Source organism: Streptomyces hamibioticus, assembly GCF_047946815.1.
GTDB lineage: Bacteria > Actinomycetota > Actinomycetes > Streptomycetales > Streptomycetaceae > Streptomyces.
This window is the reverse complement of record NZ_JBKKQY010000001.1, coordinates 5,612,596-5,636,948: the sequence shown is the minus strand read 5'-3', so window position 1 is coordinate 5,636,948 and position 24,353 is coordinate 5,612,596. Positions and strand designations below refer to the sequence as shown.

The following is a 24,353-nucleotide window of genomic DNA, read 5'->3' as shown; positions in this document are numbered from 1 at the left end:
AAGGGCGGGCCCCGGGTCAGAAACCCGGGGCCCGCCCTGAACGCTGCCGACTACAGCGCCGTACTACCGGTCGTCACAGACCGGCACCCGCCGTCAGTTGTCGTCCTCGTCGATCAGGAACCCGCGCATCGGCGAAGGCGCCTGTCCCATCGGCGACGGCCCCTGCGGGCGCACCGGCGCCATCGGCTGGGTCATCGCCGGCGACATCTGCTGCTGACCGCCGTAGGACGGCCCGGACGACGACTGGTTCGGCCCGCTGCCCATCGACTGGTTGCCGCCGTACGACGGGGAGCTCGCGCCGGCCGGAGCCATCGAGGGCGCCGGGGACGGCGGGAGGGACGCCGTCGCGGGCGTGCGCGGCGGGGCCAGCGAGTCGTCGGCCTGGGTCTCCAGCTGACGCAGCTGCGACTCCAGGTACGACTTCAGCCGCGTACGGTACTCGCGCTCGAAGCCGCGCAGGTCCTCGACCTTGCGCTCCAGCGTGGCGCGGGCGGACTCCAGGGAGCCCATCGCGACGCGGTGCTTCTCCTGCGCGTCCCGCTCCAGGGCGTCGGCCTTGGCACGGGCGTCGCGCTCGAGACCCTCGGCACGCGAACGCGCCTCACCGACGATCTTGTTGGCCTCGGACCGGGCCTCGGCGATCGCCTGGTCGGCGGTCTGCTGGGCCAGCGACAGAACGCGCGCGGCGCTGTCGCCACCGGGACCGCCCTGGCCGGGCAGGCCGGGGCCGCCCGGGCCACCGTGACCCTGCGGGCCGCCCATGGGGCCGCCCATCGGACCGTGGCCCATCTGGCCCTGCATCGGACCCGGGCCCTGGCCCATCGGCCCCGGACCCTGACCCATCGGGCCGGGACCCTGGGGGCCACCCTGACCGCCGGGACCGGCGGGCAGCTGCGGGGCACCGCTCGGCAGCTGGGGCGGGCCGCCCATGGGGCCGCCCATCTGCTGCTGCTGCGGCGGGCCCGATATGCCGGCGGGCACCGGAGCGCCGGGACCTCGCATGCCCTGCTGAGGCATGCCGCCCTGCTGACCGTCCTGCTGCTGCTCCGGGGGGCCCTTGCGCATGTTCTGCTGGTTCTGCGCGGCCGCACGCGTGGCCGCGGCCAGCTTGGCACGCAGGTCCTCGTTCTCACGGAGCAGGCGGGTCAGTTCGGCTTCGACCTCGTCGAGGAAGGCATCGACCTCGTCCTCGTCATAGCCTTCTCGGAGGCGGACGGTCGTGAACTGCTTGTTCCGCACGTCCTCGGGGGTCAACGGCATCTCTTCACCTCAACGTTGTCGTCGGCATTCGGCAAGCCCGTAGTTCTCTCATCGCTCACAGCCGGCTCACGATCGAGATCAGGATGTAGACGATGATCAGTAGTACGAAGAAGGACAGGTCGAGCGCCACGCCCCCGAGACGCAGCGGCGGAATGAACCGCCGCAGAAGCTTCAGCGGTGGATCGGTGACAGTGTAGGTGGCCTCCAGAACGACCACCATCGCCTTGCCGGGTTGCCACGAGCGGGCGAACTGGAAGACGTAGTCCATGACCAACCGGAAGATGAGCACGATGAGGAAGCACATCAGCGCGATGTACACGACATCCAGAAACACGCTCATGACCTGTGCTTCCCTCTCCCCTGATCCATCGCTTTCATCGCTTGGATCCGTTCCCCGATCCGTGCTCTCACCGGTGGTGCGTCTCAGCTCTGGTTGAAGAACCCGCCCTCTGCGATGCGGGCCTTGTCCTCCGCCGTGACATCGACGTTAGCAGGCGACAACAGGAACACCTTCTGCGTCACCCGCTCGATACTGCCGTGAAGACCAAACACCAAACCGGCCGCAAAGTCGACAAGTCGCTTCGCATCTGTGTCATCCATCTCAGTGAGATTCATGATCACAGGTGTGCCCTCACGGAAGTGTTCCCCGATGGTACGGGCCTCGTTGTAGGTCCGGGGGTGAAGCGTGGTGATCCGGTAGGGCTCTCGTTCGGACACGACCTTGGGCATGATGACCGGTGCGCTCTTTTCCAGGCTTGCGCGTTCTTGTGTGATGGATGCCACGGGCGCGATGCGCGCCGGACGCCCGGATTCCGCGGCCAGCGAAGCGGAACGGGAGACCGGCTCGCGCGGCGCGGGCGGCTGTACGACTCGTACCTCTTCGTCCCTTTGGGACTGGTGTGAACCGTGCGAACCATGGGACTGGTGCGACGGCTCGTGCCTCCGGTGGTCCCGCTCGGGCTCCGGGTCCAGTTCCGGTTCGAAGTCGTCGTCGGGGTCGAACCCCCGGCCGTCGTACCCATCGTCCTCCACGAGGCCGAGGTAGACCGCCATCTTGCGCATCGCGCCGGCCATGCTCTGAGTCCTCCGCTCTGTGGTGGATCGGCTGACGACTGCCAAGTGCCTGCGATCCACGAGGTCGTTCGTCCGCCTTTCGACGGTAATGACCATATTTTCTGCTGTGGTCCGACTTCTTGGCGACGTTACCCGAGCCTGGGGCGGACTCCGAGTACCGCAGTGCCGACGCGCACATGTGTCGCTCCGGCGGCAACGGCCTCTTCGAGATCCGCACTCATCCCTGCGGAGACCATGTTCGCAGCCGGATGAGCGCGGCGCAGGTCAGTCGACAAATCCATGAGGCGCTCGAACGCCGCACGTTGGCGCCCGGCGTACTCCCCGGTCAGCGGGGCGACGGTCATCAGCCCGCCCAGCCGGAGCCCCGGCGAACCGGCGACGAGATCGGCCAACTCTTCGATTCCCCGGGGCGCGACGCCGCCCCGCTCCCCGCGCCCGCTCTCCCCCGCGTCGAGGGCGACCTGGATCAGGCACCCGACCTCGCGGCCGGCCCGCACGGCCTCCTTCGACAGAGCCGTGACGAGCTTGGGACGATCCACGGACTGCACGAAATCGGCATAGCCGACCACACTGCGCACCTTGTTGGTCTGCAACTGACCGACGAAGTGCCAGCTGAGCGGCAGATCCGCACAGTCGGCGGCCTTGGGCGCCGCGTCCTGGTCCCGGTTCTCGGCGACGTGCCGCACACCGAGTTCGGCGAGGACCCGCACATCGCTCGCCGGGTAGGTCTTGGTGACCACGATCAGGGTCACGTCCTCGCGGGGGCGCCCGGCCGCCGTACACGCGGCGGCGATGCGCTCCTCCACCTTCGCCAGGTTTCCGGCGAGTTCGTCCTTACGGTCCGTCATGCCTCATCAGTCCAGCCAGACATAGCCCGCGAGCCGCCCGGTGGTGCGGTCGCGACGGTACGAGAAGTGGTCCTGCGACTCCCGGGTGCACACCGGCGACTGCGCCCGGTCGCGCACCCCGAGGCGCACCAGTTGAGCGTGCACTCCGGCGGTCACATCGACCGCCGGAGTGCCCCAGCTCGTTTCGGTGTGCGCCGCCGGCTCGACGGCGGCCACCTCGGCGCGCATCCGCTCGGGCACCTCGTAGCACCGGCCGCACACGGCGGGTCCGGTGCGGGCGACGATCCGGCCGGGCTCGGCGCCGAGTTCCGTCATGGCGCGTACGGCGGCGGGGACCACGCCGGTGACCATGCCGGGCCGGCCCGCGTGGGCCGCGGCGGCGATGCCGGCGACGGGGTCGGCGAGCAGGACGGGCACGCAGTCGGCGGTGAGGACGGCGAGGGCCAGACCGCGCCGGGCGGTGACGACCGCGTCGACCTGCGGTACCGGGCTCTCGCCCCAGGGACCGTCGACCACGGCGACGTCCGCTCCGTGCACCTGGTTCATCCAGACCACGCGGGCCGGGTCGATGCCGAGCGACTTCGCGGCCAGTTCGCGGTTGGACGTGACGGCGGCGGGGTCGTCGCCGACCGCGCCGCCGAGATTGAGCTCTTCGTACGGAACGGCGCTCACCCCGCCCCACCTGTCGGTGAAGGCGAAGTGCGCGCCGTCCACGGTGTCGCGCTGTCCTATCACTTCAGGAAGTCCGGCACATCCAGTTCCTCGGCCGCACTGTCCGAGTAGCTCCGCGACGGCGGGACCGGGGGCGGCGGGGCGACCGGCGGCAGGTCGGCGGCCGGCTCCGGCGCGGCCGGCTCGGGCTCCTCCTTCGGCTTGACGCTGCCGAGCGAGCCGAAGGAGGGGCGGCTCTCGGTCTGCCGTGCCGGGGCGGGCTCCTCGCGCTTGGCCGAGGAGGAGCCGAGGACGTTGTCCCGCTTGGCGGGCGGCTGGCCCCCGTCGAAGCCGGCCGCGATCACGGTGACCCGGACCTCGTCGCCGAGGGCGTCGTCGATGACCGCGCCGAAGATGATGTTGGCTTCGGGGTGGGCGGCCTCGCTGACCAGCTGGGCGGCCTCGTTGATCTCGAACAGACCGAGGTCGGAGCCGCCGGAGATGGAGAGCAGCACGCCCCGGGCGCCGTCGATGGACGCCTCCAGCAGCGGCGAGGAGATCGCCATCTCGGCCGCGGCGACCGCGCGGTCGTCGCCGCGGGCGGAGCCGATGCCCATGAGGGCCGAACCGGCCTCGGACATGACCGACTTGACGTCGGCGAAGTCCAGGTTGATCAGGCCCGGCGTGGTGATGAGGTCGGTGATGCCCTGCACACCGGACAGCAGGACCTGGTCGGCGGACTTGAACGCGTCGAGCACGCTGACCTGGCGGTCCGAGATGGACAGGAGCCGGTCGTTGGGGATGACGATGAGGGTGTCGACCTCTTCGCGCAGCTCGGCGATGCCGTCCTCGGCCTGGTTGGCGCGGCGCCGTCCCTCGAAGGTGAACGGGCGCGTGACCACGCCGATGGTGAGGGCACCGAGCGAGCGTGCGATGTTGGCCACGACGGGCGCGCCGCCGGTGCCGGTGCCGCCGCCTTCACCGGCTGTCACGAAGACCATGTCGGCCCCCTTGAGGACCTCCTCGATCTCCTCGCGGTGGTCCTCGGCGGCCTTGCGGCCGACGGCCGGGTTGGCTCCGGCGCCGAGTCCGCGGGTGAGTTCGCGGCCGACGTCCAGCTTGACGTCGGCGTCGCTCATCAACAGCGCCTGTGCGTCCGTGTTGATGGCGATGAACTCGACACCCTTGAGACCGACCTCGATCATCCGGTTGATGGCATTGACACCACCGCCGCCGACACCGATGACTTTGATGACTGCGAGGTAGTTCTGCGGTGCTGCCACGTCGAAGGCCTCTCGCCTCGAGTTACGTGTCGTCGATTCATCGAGGCACTGGTGCCCCGCGACCGACGACTGATGCCGAATGGGACGGTCCGTAGCGCCGACCCGAACCCTAACGCTGAAGTTTAGGGTTACCAGTGTGTCTGTTCCCTGAAGTCTTCTGAACAGGACACTAAGTCGACACGTGGCGCGCGTTCAACGAACACGCCGAACCTCCCGTTTTTCTTTTCACCCTATGTGATCAGCCGTAGCGCTGCCCAACCAGGGTGCTGGCCTGCGCGGATGTGCGTCAACTCCCCGATGACGCGGGCGCGCTGGGGACACTTACGTCGAAGTGCCGCGCATCGGGCGCGGCTTTCCTCAGCGCGGTGAGCGCGCGGGCCTTGTCGCGGCCCTTCTCGCTACTGCCCCAGGCCACGGTGCGGCCCCCGCTCAGCTCCAGCGTGACGTCGTCGTACGAACGGACCTTGACGGTCCGTGTCTCGCGCGCGACCGCGGCCGGAATCCGGGCGGCGACCCGTACCGCCTCGCGGACCAGGCGGTCCTCGCCGAAGCGACGCAGGCTCGCGGCGGCGGAACCCTTGCGGGACAGCGTCAATTTCAGCGCGGGGACGCCTTTGGGGGCGCGGGAAACCGTGGCATATCGGACACCCTCATCGTCCACTTCGACGTACTTTTCGCCCTTTTGCACAATGAGGACCGGAGTGCGCTCGGTCACTTTCAGGTCGATTCCGTGGGGCCAGGAGCGGACGACGTCAACGGCGTCAATTCGGGGCAATTTCCGGGACAGTCGGGCCGCGATCGCCTCGGTGTCGACGGAAATCAGCGGCTCCCCGACCGGGACGTCGGCGGCCTCGCGCACCTGTGCGGGCGTCAGGACGCGGGTACCCGAGACCGAGACACGTTCCACGCGCAGCCAGTTCGAGCCGTAGAGCACCCAGATCGACCCGGAGGCGAGGAGCACCACGGCGAGAGCCAGGACGACGATCGTACGAAGACGGGGGAGCCGGAAGCGGCGCGCGGGAGGCGGGCCGGACGACGAGTCCTGCTGGCGTTCACCGCGCTCCGCGGTCGTCGGTCCGGCCACATTCCTGCCTTCCGTCACAGGGCCCTAGCGGTGTGCACGGTGGGCGTTGATCGCCTCGTACACCATGCCGACGAGCAGGTCGTCGGCGTCCCGGCGGCCGAACTCGGCGGCGGCGCGGGACATCTCGTACAGCCGGTGCGGATCGGCGAGCACGGGCAGGACGTTCTGCTGCACCCACTCGGGCGTCAGTTCCGCGTCGTCGACCAGCAGTCCGCCGCCGGCCTTGACCACCGGCTGGGCGTTCAGCCGCTGTTCGCCGTTGCCGATGGGCAGCGGGACGTAGGCGGCCGGGAGGCCGACGGCGGAGAGTTCGGCGACGGTCATCGCGCCCGCGCGGCAGAGCATCATGTCGGCCGCGGCGTACGCGAGGTCCATCCGGTCCAGGTAACTTACCGGGATGTACGGGGGCATTCCCGGCATCTGCTGCACCTGCGGCAGTTCGTTCTTCGGGCCGACCGCGTGCAGGATCTGGATACCGGCCTGCTGCAGCCAGGGCGCGACCTGCTGGACGACCTCGTTGAGGCGGCGGGCGCCCTGCGAGCCGCCGGAGACCAGCAGCGTCGGCAGGTTGGGGTCGAGCCCGAACATCGCGCGGGCCTCGGGGCGGGCGGCGGCCCGGTCGAGGGTGGCGATGGAGTGGCGCAGCGGAATGCCGATGTAGCGCGCGTTCCGCAGCTTGCTGTCCGGGGTGGCGACGGCGACCTGCGAGGCGTAGCGCGAGCCGATCTTGTTGGCCAGGCCCGGGCGGGCGTTGGCCTCATGGATGATGATCGGCACACCGAGCCGCTTGGCGGCGAGGTAGCCGGGCAGCGCCACATAGCCGCCGAAGCCGACCACGGCGTCGGCCTTGGTGCGCTCCAGGATCTGCTCGGCGGCCTTGATCGTGCCGCGCAGCCGGCCCGGGACGGTGATCAGCTCGGGGGTGGGCTTGCGCGGCAGCGGCACGGCCGGGATCAACGCCAGTTCGTAGCCGCGTTCGGGCACCAGGCGGGTCTCCAGGCCGCGCTCCGTGCCCAGGGCCGTGATGCCCACGGTCGGATCCTGCCTGCGCAGGGCGTCCGCGAGGGCGAGCGCGGGCTCGATGTGGCCCGCGGTTCCTCCGCCGGCGAGTACGACATGCACCGAAATTCACCGCTCTCCGGACGAGCGCGCCGCCGAGGCACGCCGTCGCATCGTGTTCCAACTCCGGGGGTTCCGCTTGGACCCGGTGCCCCCGGTCCCCCGCTTTCTACCAACGCGAGGTTGCCGCACCGCGAGCGCCGCCCGCGCAGCAGGCTCGTCGCGCGCGAAGGCGATCAGCAGCCCGATGGCGAACATGGTCGGCAGCAGGGCGGATCCTCCGTAGGAGAACAGCGGGAGCGGGACGCCGGCGATCGGCAGCAGACCGAGCACCGCACCCATGTTGATCACGGCCTGGGCCGTGATCCAGGTGGTCACGCCTCCCGCGGCATACCTCACGAAGGGGTCCTCCGTGCGTCCGGCCACGCGGATACCCGCATAGCCTAGAGCCGCGAACAGGGCGAGCACCGACAGCGTCCCCGCCAGGCCCAGTTCCTCACCGGTGACGGCGAAGATGAAGTCGGTGTGTGCTTCGGGGAGTTGGCCCCATTTTTCCACACTGGCGCCGAGCCCGGAACCGAACAGTCCGCCGGAGGCCAGGGCGTAGATGCCGTGCACGGCCTGCCAGCAGGAGTCGTCGGGTCCGGGGTCGGTGGCGCCGATGCAGGCGAGCCGGGCCATACGGTTGGGGCTGGTCTTGATCAGGATCGCACCGAGCAGCGCCGCGACGGCCAGCACCCCGGCGAACAGCCGGGTCGGGGCGCCGGCCAGCCACAGCAGGCCGAACAGGATCGCCGTCAGGATGATCGCCGTACCCATGTCGCCGCCGAGCATGATCAGCCCGAGCAGCAGGAAGGCGACCGGCACCAGCGGCACCAGCATGTGCTTCCACTGCGTCAGCAGCCGCTTGTCCTGCTTGCGGGCGAGCAGGTCGGCGCCCCACAGCACCAGGGCGAGCTTGCCGAACTCGCTGGGCTGGAGCTGGAAGGGTCCTCCGATCGAGATCCAGTTCTGGTTGCCGTTGACCGCCATCCCTATCCCCGGCACCTGCACCAGGGCCATCAGGAACACGGCACCGGCCAGGATCGGATAGGCCAGCGCCCGGTGCAGCTTCACCGGCATCCGCATGGCGAGCAGCAGCAGCCCGGCGCCGATCAGGGCGGCCAGGAACTGCTTGCGGAAGAAGTACGAGCCCGGCAGCGACAGCTGGAGCGCGGTGATCTGGGAGGCCGAGTAGACCATCACCAGGCCCAGCACGGTGATCAGCGAGCTGCCGCCGAGGATCACGTAGTACGCGGTGAGCGGCCGGTCCCAGGCGCGGCGCACGCGCGTGTGCAGGCGTACGACGGGGTTCTCGCCCGGGGGCGGCGGGGCGGCGGGGCGGCGGGGTGCCCGCTGCACGGGCGGCCGACCGGTGCGGCTAACGGGCATCGGCGCCTCCGCTGTCACTCGCGCGTCCCACGCGTCCCTCCCGAGGTCGCCCGGCGCAGGCGGCCGGGTCTACCGCGCGCCGAGTTCGCGAACGGCCCGGGCGAACGCGTCGCCGCGCGTGTTGTAGTTGGTGAACATGTCCATGGAGGCACAGGCCGGGGCGAGCAGCACCGTGTCGCCGGGCTTCGCGAGCCGCCGCGCCTCCTGGACGGCCTGGAGCATCGCCCCAGTGTCGGTCCGCTCGAGGTCGACGACGGGTACCTCGGGGGCGTGTCGCGCCAGGGCTTCGCGGATCAGCGCGCGGTCGGCGCCGATGAGCACGGCGCCACGCAGCCGCTTCGCGGCGCCCGCGACCAGCTCGTCGAAGGTCGCGCCCTTGGCGAGTCCGCCGGCGATCCAGACGATCGAGTCGTACGCCGCCAAGGACGCCTCGGCCGCGTGAGTGTTGGTGGCCTTGGAGTCGTCGACGTACGCCACCCCGTCCACGTCCGCGACGTGCGCGATGCGGTGGGCGTCGGGGGTGAAGGCCCGCAGCCCGTCCCGTACGGCCGCGGCCGGCACGCCGAAGGCGCGGGCGAGGGCGGCGGCGGCGAGGGCGTTGGCGATGTTGTGCGGGGCGGGCGGGCGGACGTCGGACACCTCGGCCAGCTCCTGGGCGTTCTTGTGCCGGTCCGCGACGAAGGCGCGGTCGACCAGGATGCCCTCCACGACGCCGAGTTGGGAGGGCGCCGGGGTGCCGAGGGTGAAGCCGACGGCCCGGCAGCCCTCCTCGACGTCGGCCTCGCGGACCAGGTCCTCGGTGGCCTTGTCGGCCACGTTGTAGACACAGGCGACGCGATTGCCCTCGTAGACACGGCCCTTGTCGCGGGCGTACGCCTCCATGGAGCCGTGCCAGTCGAGGTGGTCGGGGGCGAGGTTGAGCACCGCCGCGGAGTCGGCGCGCAGGGAGGGCGCCCAGTGGAGCTGGTAGCTGGACAGCTCCACCGCGAGGACGTCGTACTCCTCGTCGCCGGTGACCGCGTCCAGCAGCGAGACGCCGATGTTGCCGACGGCGGCCGTGCGCAGGCCGGCCGCCTTCAGGATCGACGCCAACATCTGGACGGTGGTGGTCTTGCCGTTGGTGCCGGTGACCGCGAGCCAGGGGGCGGCCTTCCTGCCGTCTCGGCCGCGCAGGCGCCAGGCCAGCTCGACATCGCCCCAGACCGGGACGCCGGCCGCCTCGGCCGCCGCGAACAGCGGCTTGTCCGGCTTCCAGCCGGGTGCGGTGACGATCAGCTCGGTGCCGTCGGGCAGGGTGTCGCCGTCGCCCAGGCGCACGGTGACGCCGAGGGTCTCCAGTTCGTCCGCCTGGGCCCGGGCGCGCTCGTCGTCGCCGTCGTTGACGACCGTGACGATCGCGCCGAGCCCGTGCAGCACCTTGGCCGCCGGGACGCCGGAGACGCCGAGCCCGGCGACGGTGACGTGCTTTCCCTGCCAGTTGGTCACTTGTGCGCTGCCCATCCCGCGTAGAAGAGACCCAGTCCGACAATCACACAGATGCCCTGGATGATCCAGAACCGGACCACGACAAGGACTTCGGACCAGCCTTTGAGTTCGAAGTGGTGCTGGAGTGGCGCCATCCGGAAGACCCGCTTTCCGGTGAGGCGGAAGGAGCCGACCTGGATCACCACGGACATGGTGATCAGGACGAACAGACCGCCGAGGATGGCGAGCAGCAGCTCGGTGCGGGAGCAGATCGCCAGACCCGCGAGCACACCGCCGAGCGCGAGCGAACCGGTGTCGCCCATGAAGATCTTGGCCGGTGAGGTGTTCCACCACAGGAAGCCGAGGCAGGCGCCCATGAGCGCGGAGGCGACCACCGCCAGGTCGAGGGGGTCCCTCACCTCGTAGCAGGCGTTGGGGTTGGGCAGGGTCTGCGCGTTGGCGCACGACTCCTGGAACTGCCAGACGCCGATGAAGGTGTAGGCGCCGAAGACCAGGACGGAGGCGCCGGTGGCCAGACCGTCGAGGCCGTCGGTGAGGTTCACGCCGTTCGACATCGCGAGGATCATGAACAGCGCCCAGACCACGAACAGCACCGGCCCGATCGACCAGCCGAAGTCGGTGATGAACGACAGCTTGGTGGAGGCCGGGGTGTTGCCGCGGTTGTCCGCGAACTGCAGTGAGAGCACGGCGAAGGCGATGCCGACGATCAGCTGGCCGGCCATCTTGGCCTTGGCCCGCAGGCCCAGCGAACGCCGTTTGACGATCTTGATGTAGTCGTCGAGGAAGCCGACCAGACCCATGCCGACCATCAGCCCGAGCACCAGCAGACCCGAGAAGGTCGGCGCCGCGTCCGCCTCGGGGTCGAGCGAGCTGGTGATCACCTTGGCCAGGAAGTAGGCGGCGACCGTCGCCAGGATGAAGGCGATGCCGCCCATCGTCGGCGTACCGCGCTTGCTGGCGTGCTCGCGCGGTCCGTCGTCGCGGATGTACTGGCCGTAGCCCTTGCGGGCCAGGAGCTTGATCAGCAGCGGGGTGCTGATCAGGGTGAGGAAGAGGCCAATGACTCCTGCGAACAGGATCTGCTTCATCATCGGGCGGCGACCTCACCCTCGGCGCCGGGCTCGAGCAGCGCCGTCGCGACGCTCTCCAGCCCCACCGAACGGGACGCCTTCACGAGTACGACGTCCCCCGGGCGCAACTCGCTGCGCAGCAGGTCGACCGCCGCCTGTGCGTCGGACACGTGCACCGACTCCTCACCCCACGAACCCTCGTTATATGCGCCCAGTTGCAGCCAGGCGGCCTCCTGGCCCCCCACTGCGACGAGCTTGCTGACGTTGAGCCGGACGGCGAGCCGTCCGACCGCGTCGTGCTCGGCGAGCGCCTCGTCCCCGAGCTCGGCCATCTTGCCGAGCACCGCCCACGTCCGGCGCCCCTTGCCGATGGCCGCCAGCGCGCGCAGGGCGGCCTTCATGGACTCGGGGTTCGCGTTGTAGGCGTCGTTGACGACCGTCACGCCGTCCGGGCGCTCGGTGACCTCCATCCGCCAGCGGGAGAGGGAGCCCGCCTCGGAGAGCGCGTGGGCGATCTCGTCTGCGGACATGCCCAACTCGTGGGCGACGGCGGCCGCGGCGAGCGCGTTCGACACGTGGTGCTCACCGTACAGGCGCATGGTCACATCACTTGCACCGGAGGGTGTGTGAAGCCTGAAGGCCGGCTGTCCGGTGTCCGTGAGTCGCACGTTCTCGGCGCGAACGTCCGCTTCGCCGGACTCTCCGAACAGGATCACCTTCGCCCTCGTCCGGGAGGCCATGGCCCGTACGTAGGGGTCGTCCGCGTTGAGGATCGCGGCCCCGTCCTCCGGCAGGGCCTCCACCAGCTCCCCCTTGGCCTGCGCGATCTGCTCCCGGCCGCCGAACTCGCCGATGTGCGCGGAGCCGACGTTGAGGACCAGACCGACGCGCGGCGGGGTCAGTTCGGTGAGGTACCGGATGTGGCCGATGCCGCGGGCGCCCATCTCCAGCACCAGGAACCGGGTCTCCCCGGTGGCGCTGAGGGCGGTGAGCGGCAGCCCGATCTCGTTGTTGAGCGAGCCCGGCGTGAACACCGTGGGCGCCTTGCGGCTCAGCACCTGTGCGATGAGGTCCTTGGTGCTGGTCTTGCCGGCGGAGCCGGTGAGGGCCACGAGGGTGGCCCCCAGGCGCCGTACGACATGACGGGCGAGGGCGCCGAGGGCGGACTGCACGTCGTCCACCACGATCGCGGGCACGCCGACCGGGCGGCAGCCGAGCACGGCGACCGCACCGGCCTCGACGACCGCCGGGGCGAAGTCGTGGCCGTCCACGCGCTCGCCGACGAAGGCGACGAAGAGGCTGCCGGGCCCCGCCTCGCGGGAGTCCCGGACGACCGGCCCGGTGACCTCGACGGACGGATCCGGTATGTCGTGCATCTGCCCGCCGACGACTTCTGCGATCTCGGCGAGGGAGAGGGCGATCACAAGTTCATCCCCTGGATCTTCTGGAATTTCATCCCTGGGTCGTTGAGGGTTCTCATCCCCGGGACTTCTGGATGGCTTCGCGAAGCACCTGGCGGTCGTCGAAGGGCCGGATCACCCCGGCGATGTTCTGTCCCTGCTCGTGGCCCTTGCCCGCGACCAGCACGGTGTCGCCGGGTTCGGCGCGGGCGACCGCGGCGGCGATGGCGGCGGCCCGGTCCTCGAAGACCTGCACCTCGCCGCGCTCGTACGTGGGCACGGACGCCGCGCCCTGGAGCATGGTGGCGAGGATCGCGAGCGGATCCTCGGAGCGGGGGTTGTCGGAGGTCAGCACGGCGGTGTCGGCGTGCCGGGCCGCGGCGGCGCCCATCGGCTCGCGCTTGGTCGTGTCCCGGTCGCCGCCGCAGCCCAGCACGACGTGCAGCTTGCCCTCGGTGACCTTGCGCAGCGCCTTGAGGACGGACTCGACCGCGTCGGTCTTGTGGGCGTAGTCGACCACCGCGAGGTACGGCTGGCCGGCGTCCACCCGCTCCAGGCGGCCCGGCACGCCCGGCAGCGCGGCGACGCCGTCGGCGGCGGACTGCACATCGAGGCCGGCGGCGGCCAGGGCGACCACGGCGGCGAGGGTGTTGGCCACGTTGAAGGGCCCGGCCAGCGGCGACTTGGCGTTGATCCGCTCGCCCTTGGGGCCGATGGCGACGAACGTCGAGTCCAGCGGTCCGACCTCGACGTCCTCGGCACGCCAGTCCGCGTCGGGGTGGCCCTCGGCGGAGTAGGTGATCACCGGGACGGTGGCCTCCTTGGCGAGCCGGCGGCCGTACTCGTCGTCGACGTTGACCACGCCCAGCCTGCTGCGCAGCGGTGTGAACAGCTGCGCCTTGGCCTGGAAGTAGTCCTCCATGCCGGAGTGGAAGTCCATGTGCTCCGGGCTGAGGTTGGTGAAGACCGCGACGTCGAAGACGCAGCCGTCGACCCGGCCGAGCACGAGGGCGTGGCTGGAGACCTCCATGGCGACCGCCTCGGTGCCGCGTTCGCGCATGACCGCGAAGAGGGCCTGGAGGTCGGTGGCCTCGGGCGTGGTGCGCTCGGACTTGATGCGCTCGTCGCCGATGCGCATCTCCACCGTGCCGATCAGGCCGGTGGACTTCGCCGTCCGCAGGCCGCCCTCGATGAGGTAGGCGGTGGTGGTCTTGCCGGAGGTGCCGGTGATGCCGATCTGGAGCAGATCGCGGCCGGGGTGGCCGTAGATCGTGGTCGCCAGTTCGCCCATCCGCGCGCGCGGGTTGTCGACCACGAGCGCCGGCAGACCGGTCTCGGCGACGCGCTCGGCGCCGGACGGGTCGGTCAGCACGGCGGCGGCGCCGAGGCCGGCGGCCTGGGTGACGAAGTCGGCGCCGTGGGCGCGGGCGCCGGGCAGGGCGGCGTACAGGTCGCCGGGGCGGACGGCGCGCGAGTCGTGGGTGATGCCCGTGACCTCGGCGGTGCCCTCGGGGGCGGTGACACCCAGCTGGTCGGCAAGGTCCGCGAGGGGTGTGGCGGAGACCTGCGTCGGCCGGGGCGGTCCCGGGTATGTCACGGGTTGGCCCTTCTGGGTGGTTTGGGACTGATCAGGCTGTGGCACGGCGGTGAGCGTACCGGGCGCACCCGCCTGCGGGCTAAAAAGGGGCCCACGCGCAGCGTGGTCGGTGCCGGGGCGGCTGTGGTTCCCGGGGTCGGGGGTGATCGTCGTCACGGGTGGTTCCTGGGTGGCTCGGTACTGCACGGTGCTGATCAGGGCTTGAAGGTGACCGGGATGGCGGCGGGGCCGGCCCCGGTCGGCGGGACCTGGAGGGTCTTCAGGGCGAACTCCATCACCTGCTTGTAGATGGGTCCGCAGATCTGGCCGCCGAAGTAGCTCCCCTTGGTGGCGTTCTGGATGGCGCAGTAGACGGTGACGCGGGGCTGGTCGGCGGGCGCGAACCCGGCGAACGACGAGGTGTAGCCCTTGTACTTGCCGGTGGCCGGATCCACTCGGTTGGCGGTGCCCGTCTTGCCCGCGACCCGGTAGCCGGGGATGCGGGCCTTGGTGCCGGTGCCCTCCTCGTCGTCGACGACGGACTCCAGCATGCGGGCGAGCGTCTTCGCGGTCTTCTCGCTGATCACTCGGGTCTTCTTGGGCTCCGGGGCGGCGGCGAAGCGTCCGTCCGGGCCCTTGGTGCCGCGTACGAGCGTGGGTTCGATCCGGACGCCGCCGTTGGCGATCGTCGAGTAGACGGACGCCGCCTGGAGGGCGTTGACGGACACGCCCTGGCCGAAAGGAATCGTGTACTGCTGCGAGGTCGACCACTGGTCGGGCGGCGCGAGGATGCCCTTGGTCTCGCCGGGGAAGCCGAGCCCGCTGTACGCGCCGAGGCCGAACTTGCGCAGGTAGGAGTGGAGCACCCGGTTGGACTCCGCCTGGTTCTCGCCCAGCTGGCCGGTGGCCAGGATGGTGCCGATGTTGCTGGACTTGGCGAGTACGCCGTTGAGCGTCAGGTACCAGGTGGGGTGGTCGACGTCGTCCTTGAACAGCCGGTCGCCGCGGTGCAGCCGGTTGGGCACGGTGACGTGGGTCATGGGTGTGGCGACGTTCTCCTCCAGCACGGCGGCCATCGACATCACCTTGGCGGTGGAGCCGGGCTCGAAGGCGTCCTGCAGGGCGGGGTTGCCGAGGGCCTCGGGGTCGGCGTGGGCGAGGTCGCCGGGGTCGAAGCCGGGCGAGTTGGCCATGGCGAGGATCTCGCCGGTCCGGGTGTCCTGGACGATGACGTAGCCGCCGTCCGCCGCGGACTTCTTCACCTGCTCGCTGATCGCGTGCTGGGCGGCCCACTGGATGTCCCGGTCGATGGTCAGCTCGACGTCGCTGCCGGGCACGGCCGGGGTCTCGGTGGAGCCGACGGTGGGCACCCGCAGGCCGCCGGACTGGGCGTAGCGGATCTTGCCGTCCTCACCGGCCAGCGTCTTGTCCAGCTTCCGCTCCAGGCCGCCGCTTCCCTTGCCCTCGGAGTTGACCCAGCCCAGGACCCCGGCGGCGAGGGTGCCGTTGGGGTAGAGGCGCTTGCTGCTGGGGTCGGCGAAGACGCCCGCCAGGACGTTGACGGTGGACCTGTCCGTCTTCGACTTCGTGGCGAGGGCGGTCTTCAGGTCCTTGATCTGGTTCCAGACCTGCGGGGTGCGGCTGCGGGCGAGGCGGACGTAGCGCAGTTCCTTGTTCTCCGGGCGGAGCTTGGCGGCCAGGTCCTCCTGGTCCGCGCCGAGGATGGGGGCGAGGAGCGCCGCGGCCTGCTCGGGGCCGTCGCCGACCTTCAGCTGCTCGCGGGTGAACATCGTGGGGTCGGCGGTGATGTCGTAGGCGTCCACGGTGGTCGCGAGGGCCACGCCGTTGCGGTCGGTGATGCCGCCGCGCTCGGCGGGGAGGGTGTGCACGACGTAGCGGTTCTGCTCGGCCCGGGAGGCGTAGGTGCTCGCGTCGACGGCCTGCACCTGGAGCAGCCGTACGGTGAAGGCGATGAGCACCAGGGTCAGGGCCAGGCCGATCAGGCGCAGCCGGGGCCGCGGGCTGCCGAGCCGGATGGTCCGCGGCGCGGGCGGCCGGGGCGGGCCGGAGCGGCGGGCCGGGCGGGCGCCGGGGCGGGGCCGCCGCTGGTTGCCGGGGCGGGCGGGCCGGGCGGGTCCGGGCACCCGGCGGCCGCGCTTCTGCCTGCCGAAATCGCCATCCACTTCGGTCACCTGCCGGAGGTCGGGGTCGGGGTCGGGGTGGGCGTCGTGGCCGGCGGCTGCGTCGGGGCGGTGCTCGGCGTCGGGGCGGTGCCCGGTGTCGTGGTGACGGGCGGCTCGATGAGCGCCTCCGGGGCGATGACGAGGGGGGTGACCGGGCCGGAGGCGGGGCCCGGGGAGCCCTTGACGGTGCCGTCGGGGGTGAGGAAGGCGGGGTCGCCGCCGGGCACCATGCCCAGTTCGCGGGCCCGGCGCTGGAGGGCCTGCGGGGCGGAGTAGGCGTCGACGTCGCGCTGGAGGGCCTGCTCCTGGTCGGTGAGGCTCTTGGTCTCCTCCTTCAGGTCGCCGAGCTGGAACGAGCCTTCGCTCAGCGCGGAGTTGAGCACCAGCAGCACGATGAGGCCGCCGCCCAGCAGGAGGACGACGAGGAGCACGAAGGGCGTCCGGGCGGCCCGCGCCCGGCCCGCCGGGAGCAGCCGGGCGAGCCGCGCGGCCCTGCCCTTCAGTTCGGGTTTCCTGCTCACTCGCCCTCCTCGCGGCCGGAGCCGGTGACGAAAGCGGCGCCCGGAGAGCGGCCGCGCGACGTCCGGTGCGTGCTCTCGGTGTGCCGCCCGGAAGCACTCGTACCGGACGTGCCGAGGGCTCGTACCGGGCTCACCCGGCTCCCGCTCGGTGCGGCGGGCGGGGTGTCCCCTGCGGGGGAGCATGCCGGGCGTCGCGCGGCACGCGCGCCCTGCGCGACGGGCCCGGGGGCCGCCTCCCGCACCCGTCCCCGGCTCGGCTGCCTCACTCGACGTCCTCCCTGATGCGCTGGGCTCCGCGCAGCCGGGCCGGCGCCGCGCGCCGGTTCTCGGCGATCTCTTCCTCGGTGGGAAGTTCGGCACCGCGCGTGAGCAGCTTGAGCCGGGGGGCGTAGCGCTCGGGGACCACCGGGAGGCCGGGCGGCGCGGTGTTGGCGGCACCCGCCGCGAACACCTGTTTGACCAACCGGTCCTCCAGCGAGTGGTAGGAGAGCACGGCGATCCGCCCGCCCACGGCGAGCGTCCGGACGGCGGCCGGGATCGCGCGCTCCAGCACGGACAGCTCGCCGTTGACCTCGATGCGCAGCGCCTGGAAGGTGCGCTTGGCCGGGTTGCCGCCGGTGCGCTTGGCGGCCTGCGGCAGCGCGGCGCGGATCAGCTCCACCAGCCGGGCGCTGGTGGTGAACGGCTCCTTCTCGCGCTCGCGCACGATGGCGGACACGATGCGCTTGGCCTGCTTCTCCTCGCCGTACGCGCGCAGGATGCGGACGAGTTCGCCCGGCGGGTAGGTGTTGAGGACCTCGGCGGCGCTGATGCCGGTCGTCTGGTCCATGCGCATGTCGAGCGGGGCGTCGTGGGCGTAGGCGAAGCCGCGGCCGGCCTCGTCGAGCTGCATGGAGGAGACGCCGAGGTCGAACAGGACGCCCTGGACGCGCGGGAGGCCGAGCCGGTCGAGTACGCCGGGCAGCTCGTCGTACACGGCGTGCACCAGGGTGGCGCGCTCGCCGAACCGCGCGAGCCGCTCGCCGGACAGGCGCAGCGCCTCCTTGTCGCGGTCGAGGGCGACCAGCCGGGCCTCGGGGAACCGCTCCAGCAGCGCCTCGCTGTGGCCGCCGAGACCGAGCGTGCAGTCGACGACCACGGCCCCCGGCTCCTCCAGGGCGGGCGCCAGCAGGTCCAGGCACCGCTGGAGCATCACCGGGACGTGTCGACTCTGGCTCAACGGGGACGGCCTCTCAGGTCCGGCGCGGTGGTACGCACCGCCGGGCCCCCGCCCTCCCCCCGGCAGGCCGGGGGGTCCCCGGAGAAGGGGAGGCCTGCCGGCGCCGGAAGCGTCAGCCGACCGTGAGCGGGAGGAGGCCGAGCCGTACGTACGCGCCGCGCACGTGGGGAGATCCGGGGTACGTCGCCCAGGTCTCCGGGTGTTTCAGTCCAGCAGGGAGAGCCTCGCCTCCCGCTTCGCGCCACTTTAGTCCACCCTGTCTCCCGGTCAATCAACCGGCCTGCGCGTCGCGGGCCGGCCCGGGCGCGAAGCGGCCGGGCACGGGATTCACTCGGACGGGGGGAGGCGTATCACCCCCGTGGGTTACCTCACACCGGCGCACGCTGACGCGCCCTGTTGCCCCTTGTCCCCTTCTTTGTCCCCTTCTTTGTGCCCCTCCCGCTCCGGCCCCGGCCCGCCCACGGCGGGCCCCGGCCACCGGTGACCAGTAACGTCATGGGTATGACGACTTCTGCATCGGTTCCCGCAGGCCCCAAGTCCGCCATAGCCGGCGCCGGCTCCGTCACCGACCGCTTCGTCGAGGCGAACGCGCGGTACGCCGCCGAGTTCGCCGACGCGGACCTGGAGGCGCGCCCCGCTCTCCACGTCGCCGTCGTGGCCTGCATGGACGCCCGGCTCGACGTGACCGCCGCGCTCGGCCTGCGCAACGGCGACGCGCACGTCATCCGCAACGCGGGCGGCGTGGTCACCGACGACGTGCTCCGGTCCCTGACCATCAGCCAGCGGAAGCTGGGCACCCGCAGCGTGGTCCTCGTCCATCACACGGGCTGCGGGATGGAGACCCTCACCGAGGACTTCCGCGGCGAGCTGGAGACGGAGGTCGGCCAGCGGCCCTCCTGGGCGGTGGAGTCGTTCCGGGACGTGGACCAGGACGTACGGCAGTCGATGCGGCGGGTGCGGACCTCGCCCTTCCTGCCGCACACCGACGACGTGCGGGGTTTCGTCTACGACGTGAAGACGGGTCTGCTGCGGGAGATCGATCCCGCCACCGCCTGATCCCGCCTCCGGGCAAGCACCGCAAAGGTCGTAAGACCCGACAAAACGCGGCCAGTTGTCCACAGGCGAGTGACACGAATCGGTAACGGCGGCAAGAATGCGGGAGGGGCGTCACGCGGAACTTTTCCCGTGTGGTGTCCGTGTTTCGGGGTGGGCCGGTCCGCAGCGCAGGGGCATCGGTCCGGAAAGTTGGGGTAACCCCTTGCTTCTCAGCAAGCATGGGGAAGGGCCGAGGAGGGCCGGGTGACGACCTATGACGATCGAGCCAACCACGGGGGTTCCCCCACCCGGGAGTATTCGGGGGTGGGGGAAGACCTGACCGCGGTGGTCGAGCGCGTACGCGCTTCGGTGGAAGGCGTGATCGAGGGCAAGCCCGAGGTCGTACGGCTCTCGCTGACCGTGCTGCTCGCCGAGGGGCACCTGCTGATCGAGGACGTCCCCGGGGTCGGCAAGACCATGCTGGCCAAGGCGCTGGCGCGGTCCATCGACTGTTCCGTGCGGCGCATCCAGTTCACGCCCGACCTGCTGCCGTCGGACATCACCGGCGTGTCCATCTGGGACCAGCAGCGCCGGGACTTCGAGTTCAAGCCGGGCGCGATCTTCGCCCAGGTGGTGATCGGCGACGAGATCAACCGCGCCTCGCCGAAGACGCAGTCCGCGCTGCTGGAGTCGATGGAGGAGCGCCAGGTCACCATCGACGGCAAGACCTACGAACTGCCCAGCCCGTTCATGGTGGTGGCGACGCAGAACCCGGTCGAGATGGAGGGCACCTACCCGCTCCCGGAGGCCCAGCGCGACCGCTTCATGGCCCGCGTCTCCATCGGCTACCCCACGCCGGACGCCGAGTTGCAAATGCTCGACGTGCACGGCGGGGTGAACCCGCTGGACGACCTCCAGCCGGTGGCCCACGCGCACGAGATCCTGAAGCTGATCGAGGCGGTGCGGGGCGTCCACGTCGCCGAGCCGGTCCGGCGGTACGCGGTGGACCTGGTCGCCGCCACCCGCAGCCACCCGGATCTCAGACTCGGCGCCTCGCCGCGAGCCACCCTGCACCTGCTGCGCGCGGCGAAGGCGTCCGCGGCCCTGAACGGCCGGGAGTACGTGCTGCCCGACGACGTACAGGCCCTCGCCGTCGCCGTCCTGGCCCACCGCCTGCTGCCCACGGCCCAGGCCCAGCTCAACCGCCGCACCGCCGAACAGGTCGTCCAGGACATCCTGCAGCGCACCCCGGTGCCCGCCGCCCCGCAGCAGGCCGGTGCCATCGGGCTGGGCCGCGGTGGCCCGGCGTACGGCCAGCAGCCACCGCGGAGGCTGTGATGTCCGGCGGGGGGACGGGGCAGGCGGAGGGCGACCGGGGCGACAAGAGCGGCGTCCGCACCGCCCTGGCCGGCCTGACCACCCGCGGGCGGTCCTTCCTCGCCGCCGGTATCGCCGCCGGGGTCTGCGCCTATGTGCTCGGGCAGAGCGATCTGCTCCGGGTCGGACTGCTGCTGGCGGTGCTGCCGCTGGTGTGCGTCCTCGTCCTGCACCGCACGCGCCACCGCGTCGCGGGCAGCCGCCGGCTCTCCCCCGGGCGGGTGCCCGCGGGCAGCGAGGCCCGGGTGCACCTGCGCATCGAGAACGTCTCGCGGCTGCCCACCGGCCTGCTCATGCTCCAGGACCGGGTGCCCTACGTGCTCGGCCCGCGCCCCCGCTTCGTGCTCGACCGCGTCGAGGCGGGCGGCCGGCGCGAGGTGTCCTACCGGGTCCGCTCCGACCTGCGGGGCCGCTACCCGCTGGGGCCGTTGCAGCTGCGCCTGACCGACCCGTTCGGCATGTGCGAGCTGACCCGGTCCTTCTCGACCTACGACACGCTGACCGTGATCCCGCGCGTCGACCCGCTGCCGCCGGTGCGCCTCGGCGGCGAGGCCAAGGGGTACGGCGACGGGCGGCAGCGCTCGCCGGCCCTGGCGGGCGAGGACGACGTGATCCCGCGCGGGTACCGCTACGGCGACGACCTGCGCCGAGTGCACTGGCGCTCCACCGCGCGCCACGGCGAGCTGATGGTGCGCCGCGAGGAGCAGCCGCAGCGCGCCCGCTGCACGGTGCTGCTGGACACCCGGGGCGTCGCCTTCGCGGGCGCGGGCCCCGACTCGGCCTTCGAGTGGGCGGTGTCGGGCGCCGCCTCCGTGCTGGTGCACATGCTGGAGCGGGGGTTCTCGGTGCGGCTGCTCACGGACACCGGCAGCGTGGTGCCCGGCGAGGGCGCCGACGGCTTCGCGGGCGCCGGCCAGCAGACGGCGGACGCGGCCGGGCTGATGATGGACACCCTCGCGGTGATCGACCACTCCGACGCCCTCGGACTGTCCCGGGCGTACGACGTGCTCCGCGGCGGCGGTGAGGGGCTGCTGGTGGCGTTCTTCGGCGACCTAGACGAGGAGCAGGCGGCGGTGGCCGCAAGGATGCGGCAGCGCAGCGCCGGCGCGCTCGCCTTCGTGCTCGACAGCGACGGATGGCTGCGGGAACCGGCCGACGTGCCCGGCCCGTCGGACGGGAGGGAAGGGCGGCTGCGGATGCTGCGCGAAGCCGGCTGGACGGCCGTGAGCGTGCCACGGAGCGCCTCCATGGAGGAGGTGTGGCGCCAGGCGGGCCGGGAGCGCTCGGGCCTCGCGGCGGCGAGCGGTGGGGAGGGCGCGTGATGAGCGGGCGGGCACGCATGACGCTGTGCGCGTGGGCGGCCACGTTGATGGCGGCGTGCGCGCTGCTGCCGCTGGTCGAGCCGGCCACATGGATCTTCCAGGCCGCGTTCCTGCTGGGCGTCCTGTCCGCGGTGGGCGCGGCGACCCGTCGGGTGCCGCTGGCCCGGCCGCTGACCGTGGCGGCCCAGGCCCTGGTCGCGCTGGTGCTGCTGACCGTGGTCTTCGCCCGCGAGCAGGCCCTGGCCGGGCTGGTACCGGGCCCGGAGGCGTTCGCCCGGTTCGCCGAGCTGCTCCGCCAGGGCGGTGACGACATCGCGCGGTACGCGATCCCGGCGCCGCTGGAGTCCGACGGCATCCGGCTGATGCTCATCGGCGGGGTCCTGATGATAGGGCTGCTGGTGGACGCGCTCGCGGTGACCTTCCGCAGTGCGGCCCCGGCCGGGCTGCCGCTGCTGGCCCTGTACTCGGTGGCCGCGGGGCTGTCCGACGGTGCCGCCGACTGGCTGTGGTTCCTGGTGGCGGCGGCCGGCTATCTGATGCTCCTGCTGACCGAGGGGCGGGACCGGCTCTCGCAGTGGGGCCGCGTCTTCGGCGGCGCTCCCCGCACGCAGGGCGGTGAGACCGGCGGCGCGGCGGCCCCCGTGCGCACCGGTCGGCGCATCGGCGCGGTGGCGCTGGGGGCCGCCCTGGTGGTGCCGCTCGCCCTGCCGGCGATGGACGGCGGCCTGCTCGACGGCGCGGGCACGGGCGTGGGCTCCGGCAGCGGCGGCGGGGGCACGATCTCGGCGGTGAACCCGCTGGTCTCCCTGCGCGACAGTCTCAACGTGGACGACGACCGCCAGGTGCTCACGGTCCGCACCGAGACCGACGACTACGCGAACCAGTATTTGCGGATCGTGTCCCTGGACGAGTTCGACGGCACCACCTGGAAGCCGTCCAAGCGGCAGATCACCGCCGTGCCGGACGGCAGGTTCCCGGCCCCGCCGGGCCTCGGCCCCGACATCCGGCGGGAGGAGGTCGCGACGACGATCACGGCCGCGGACTGGTACGCGCAGGACTGGCTGCCGATGCCGTATCCGCCGAGCGGAGTGCGGGTCACGGGCAACTGGCGGTACGAGCCGGTCGGCATGACACTCGTCGGCGACCACGGCCAGAACACCCGGGGTCTGACGTACCAGGTGCGGAGCCTGGAGGTGCAGCCGACGGCGGAGCAGCTCGCGTCCGCGCCCCAGCCGCCCGCCGGCCTGCGGCAGGAGTTCACGGAGCTGCCCGACTCGCTGCCGGCGGTGGTCTCCCGCACCGCCCGCGACGTCACCGCGGGCGCGGCGAACGCCTATGACCAGGCGGTCCTGCTCCAGGAGTACTTCGCGATCAACGGCGGGTTCGAGTACGACACCCGGGTCGAGGTGGGCAGCGGCTCGCAGGCGATCGCCCGGTTCCTGCGGGACAAGCAGGGCTTTTGCATCCACTTCTCCTTCGCCATGGCCGCGATGGCCCGGTCGCTGGACATACCGGCCCGGGTCGCCGTCGGCTTCGCACCGGGTTCCCCGCAGGCGAACGGCACGGTGTCGGTGGGGCTGCGGGACGCGCACGCGTGGCCCGAGCTGTACTTCGAGGGGGTGGGCTGGACCCGCTTCGAGCCGACCCCGACCCGTGGATCGATCCCGCCCTACACCGTGCCGGACGCGCCCGGCAGCACCACCCCGGACGTGGCCCGGCCGACGCAGGAGTCGTCGACGGCCCCCTCGGCGGCGCCCTCGGCGAGCGAGAGCTGCTCGGGTGAGCGCAGGCAGCTCGGGGCGTGCGAGAGCGAGTCCCCGCAGGCCGTCCTCGCCGGGGACGACGACGGGCCGAAGTGGTACGTGGTGCTGGCATGGGTGCTCGGCGGACTGGCGGCACTCGCGGTCCCGCTGGCCCCGATGCTGTGGCGGATGCGCAGTCGGGCGATCCGGCTCGGACCGCACGGCAGGGGCGTGGCGGACGTGGCGCCGCACACCCTGGCGGTCTGGCAGGAGCTGACGGACACCGCGTGGGACTTCGGAATCGTGCCGGACGAGTCGCTGACCCCGCGCAGAGCGGCGGCCCGGATCGCCCGGCTGGGCCGGCTCGATCCGGCGGCGGCGGCATCGGTGCACCGGGTCGCGGACGCCGTGGAGCAGGTCCTCTACGCGCCCCGGCCGCAGACGGCGGCGGGCCTCACGCTCGACGTCCACCGGGTGACCGCAGGTCTGCGGGCCGCGGTGGGGCGCGGCACGCGGCTGCGCGCCCTCTTCCTCCCCCGCTCGACCGTGCGGGTGGTCTGGGCCGCGTCGGACTGGTGGACCAGTGTGCGCGGCCGCGTCCTGGCGGCCCGCTCGACCTGGCGCAGGCCGTCGGGGCAGCGGGGCTGACGGCAGCCCGAGACCGACGACGGGGACGGGCAGGGACGGGCGAAGACCGGCGGCGGCTGGCGAGGGCTGGGGCGGGCACGGGTGC

At 71.9% G+C, this 24,353-nt stretch carries 20 protein-coding genes; 4 read left to right on the top strand and 16 right to left on the bottom strand.

Features of this window, described 5'->3' with window-relative positions; translation table 11 throughout:
• Nucleotides 1–93 precede the first annotated feature (93 nt).
• The 16 genes from ACLGIH_RS25545 to rsmH all read right to left on the bottom strand — a co-directional run bounded on the left by ACLGIH_RS25545 (nucleotide 94) and on the right by rsmH (nucleotide 18,144).
• Entirely contained in the window at nucleotides 94–1,260 is a 1,167-nt protein-coding gene (locus ACLGIH_RS25545) for a DivIVA domain-containing protein (protein WP_416527623.1), read from the bottom strand.
• A 55-nt stretch (nucleotides 1,261–1,315) separates the two neighbouring features.
• Nucleotides 1,316–1,600, bottom strand: coding sequence for a YggT family protein (locus ACLGIH_RS25540; protein WP_416527622.1), 285 nt, complete (start codon nucleotides 1,598–1,600; stop codon nucleotides 1,316–1,318).
• 83 nt (nucleotides 1,601–1,683) lie between these two features.
• The gene (locus ACLGIH_RS25535) at nucleotides 1,684–2,334 is read right to left on the bottom strand and encodes a cell division protein SepF (RefSeq protein ID WP_416527621.1); all 651 of its coding nucleotides are present in this window, start codon (nucleotides 2,332–2,334) and stop codon (nucleotides 1,684–1,686) included.
• Nucleotides 2,335–2,462: 128 nt separating this feature from the next.
• Complete coding sequence (locus ACLGIH_RS25530; protein WP_416527620.1) at nucleotides 2,463–3,182, bottom strand: YggS family pyridoxal phosphate-dependent enzyme; 720 nt, start codon at nucleotides 3,180–3,182, stop codon at nucleotides 2,463–2,465.
• A gap of 6 nt (nucleotides 3,183–3,188) precedes the next feature.
• A complete protein-coding gene (gene pgeF / locus ACLGIH_RS25525; protein WP_416527619.1) occupies nucleotides 3,189–3,917 on the bottom strand; it encodes a peptidoglycan editing factor PgeF in 729 nt (242 codons plus the stop codon).
• Nucleotides 3,914–5,116, bottom strand: coding sequence for a cell division protein FtsZ (gene ftsZ, locus ACLGIH_RS25520; protein WP_416527618.1), 1,203 nt, complete (start codon nucleotides 5,114–5,116; stop codon nucleotides 3,914–3,916). Before ftsZ ends, pgeF begins: the two co-directional genes overlap by 4 nt.
• Nucleotides 5,117–5,402: 286 nt before the next feature.
• Nucleotides 5,403–6,200 carry a cell division protein FtsQ/DivIB gene (locus ACLGIH_RS25515; protein ID WP_416527617.1) on the bottom strand — a complete coding sequence of 266 codons (798 nt, stop codon included), beginning with the start codon at nucleotides 6,198–6,200 and terminating at the stop codon, nucleotides 5,403–5,405.
• 24 nt (nucleotides 6,201–6,224) lie between these two features.
• Complete coding sequence (murG, locus tag ACLGIH_RS25510) at nucleotides 6,225–7,322, bottom strand: undecaprenyldiphospho-muramoylpentapeptide beta-N-acetylglucosaminyltransferase (RefSeq protein ID WP_416527616.1); 1,098 nt, start codon at nucleotides 7,320–7,322, stop codon at nucleotides 6,225–6,227.
• Nucleotides 7,323–7,328: 6 nt separating this feature from the next.
• Complete coding sequence (gene ftsW, locus ACLGIH_RS25505; RefSeq protein ID WP_416527615.1) at nucleotides 7,329–8,690, bottom strand: putative lipid II flippase FtsW; 1,362 nt, start codon at nucleotides 8,688–8,690, stop codon at nucleotides 7,329–7,331.
• Between the two features lie 69 nt (nucleotides 8,691–8,759).
• The gene (murD, locus tag ACLGIH_RS25500; protein WP_416527614.1) at nucleotides 8,760–10,190 is read right to left on the bottom strand and encodes a UDP-N-acetylmuramoyl-L-alanine--D-glutamate ligase; all 1,431 of its coding nucleotides are present in this window, start codon (nucleotides 10,188–10,190) and stop codon (nucleotides 8,760–8,762) included.
• The gene (mraY, locus tag ACLGIH_RS25495) at nucleotides 10,172–11,263 is read right to left on the bottom strand and encodes a phospho-N-acetylmuramoyl-pentapeptide-transferase (RefSeq protein WP_416529471.1); all 1,092 of its coding nucleotides are present in this window, start codon (nucleotides 11,261–11,263) and stop codon (nucleotides 10,172–10,174) included. Before mraY ends, murD begins: the two co-directional genes overlap by 19 nt.
• The gene (locus tag ACLGIH_RS25490; RefSeq protein ID WP_416527613.1) at nucleotides 11,263–12,669 is read right to left on the bottom strand and encodes a UDP-N-acetylmuramoyl-tripeptide--D-alanyl-D-alanine ligase; all 1,407 of its coding nucleotides are present in this window, start codon (nucleotides 12,667–12,669) and stop codon (nucleotides 11,263–11,265) included. Before ACLGIH_RS25490 ends, mraY begins: the two co-directional genes overlap by 1 nt.
• Nucleotides 12,670–12,721: 52 nt before the next feature.
• Entirely contained in the window at nucleotides 12,722–14,242 is a 1,521-nt protein-coding gene (locus tag ACLGIH_RS25485; protein ID WP_416527612.1) for a UDP-N-acetylmuramoyl-L-alanyl-D-glutamate--2,6-diaminopimelate ligase, read from the bottom strand.
• 194 nt (nucleotides 14,243–14,436) lie between these two features.
• Nucleotides 14,437–16,404 (bottom strand): peptidoglycan D,D-transpeptidase FtsI family protein, encoded by a 1,968-nt coding sequence (locus tag ACLGIH_RS25480; RefSeq protein WP_416529470.1) that lies wholly within the window; start codon nucleotides 16,402–16,404, stop codon nucleotides 14,437–14,439.
• Between the two features lie 5 nt (nucleotides 16,405–16,409).
• Nucleotides 16,410–16,925 (bottom strand): cell division protein FtsL, encoded by a 516-nt coding sequence (gene ftsL, locus ACLGIH_RS25475; protein ID WP_416527611.1) that lies wholly within the window; start codon nucleotides 16,923–16,925, stop codon nucleotides 16,410–16,412.
• Nucleotides 16,926–17,187: 262 nt separating this feature from the next.
• Nucleotides 17,188–18,144, bottom strand: coding sequence for a 16S rRNA (cytosine(1402)-N(4))-methyltransferase RsmH (gene rsmH / locus ACLGIH_RS25470; RefSeq protein ID WP_416527610.1), 957 nt, complete (start codon nucleotides 18,142–18,144; stop codon nucleotides 17,188–17,190).
• Nucleotides 18,145–18,645: 501 nt separating this feature from the next.
• Between rsmH and ACLGIH_RS25465 the strand changes: the two genes are divergently transcribed.
• The 4 genes from ACLGIH_RS25465 (at nucleotide 18,646) to ACLGIH_RS25450 (ending at nucleotide 24,268) form a co-directional block, all read left to right on the top strand.
• Nucleotides 18,646–19,200, top strand: coding sequence for a beta-class carbonic anhydrase (locus tag ACLGIH_RS25465; protein WP_416527609.1), 555 nt, complete (start codon nucleotides 18,646–18,648; stop codon nucleotides 19,198–19,200).
• Between the two features lie 243 nt (nucleotides 19,201–19,443).
• Complete coding sequence (locus ACLGIH_RS25460) at nucleotides 19,444–20,517, top strand: AAA family ATPase (RefSeq protein WP_416527608.1); 1,074 nt, start codon at nucleotides 19,444–19,446, stop codon at nucleotides 20,515–20,517.
• Nucleotides 20,517–21,878 (top strand): DUF58 domain-containing protein, encoded by a 1,362-nt coding sequence (locus tag ACLGIH_RS25455; protein WP_416527607.1) that lies wholly within the window; start codon nucleotides 20,517–20,519, stop codon nucleotides 21,876–21,878. The genes ACLGIH_RS25460 and ACLGIH_RS25455 overlap by 1 nt, the downstream gene beginning before the upstream one ends.
• Nucleotides 21,878–24,268 (top strand): transglutaminase TgpA family protein, encoded by a 2,391-nt coding sequence (locus ACLGIH_RS25450; RefSeq protein WP_416527606.1) that lies wholly within the window; start codon nucleotides 21,878–21,880, stop codon nucleotides 24,266–24,268. The genes ACLGIH_RS25455 and ACLGIH_RS25450 overlap by 1 nt, the downstream gene beginning before the upstream one ends.
• Nucleotides 24,269–24,353 lie beyond the last annotated feature (85 nt).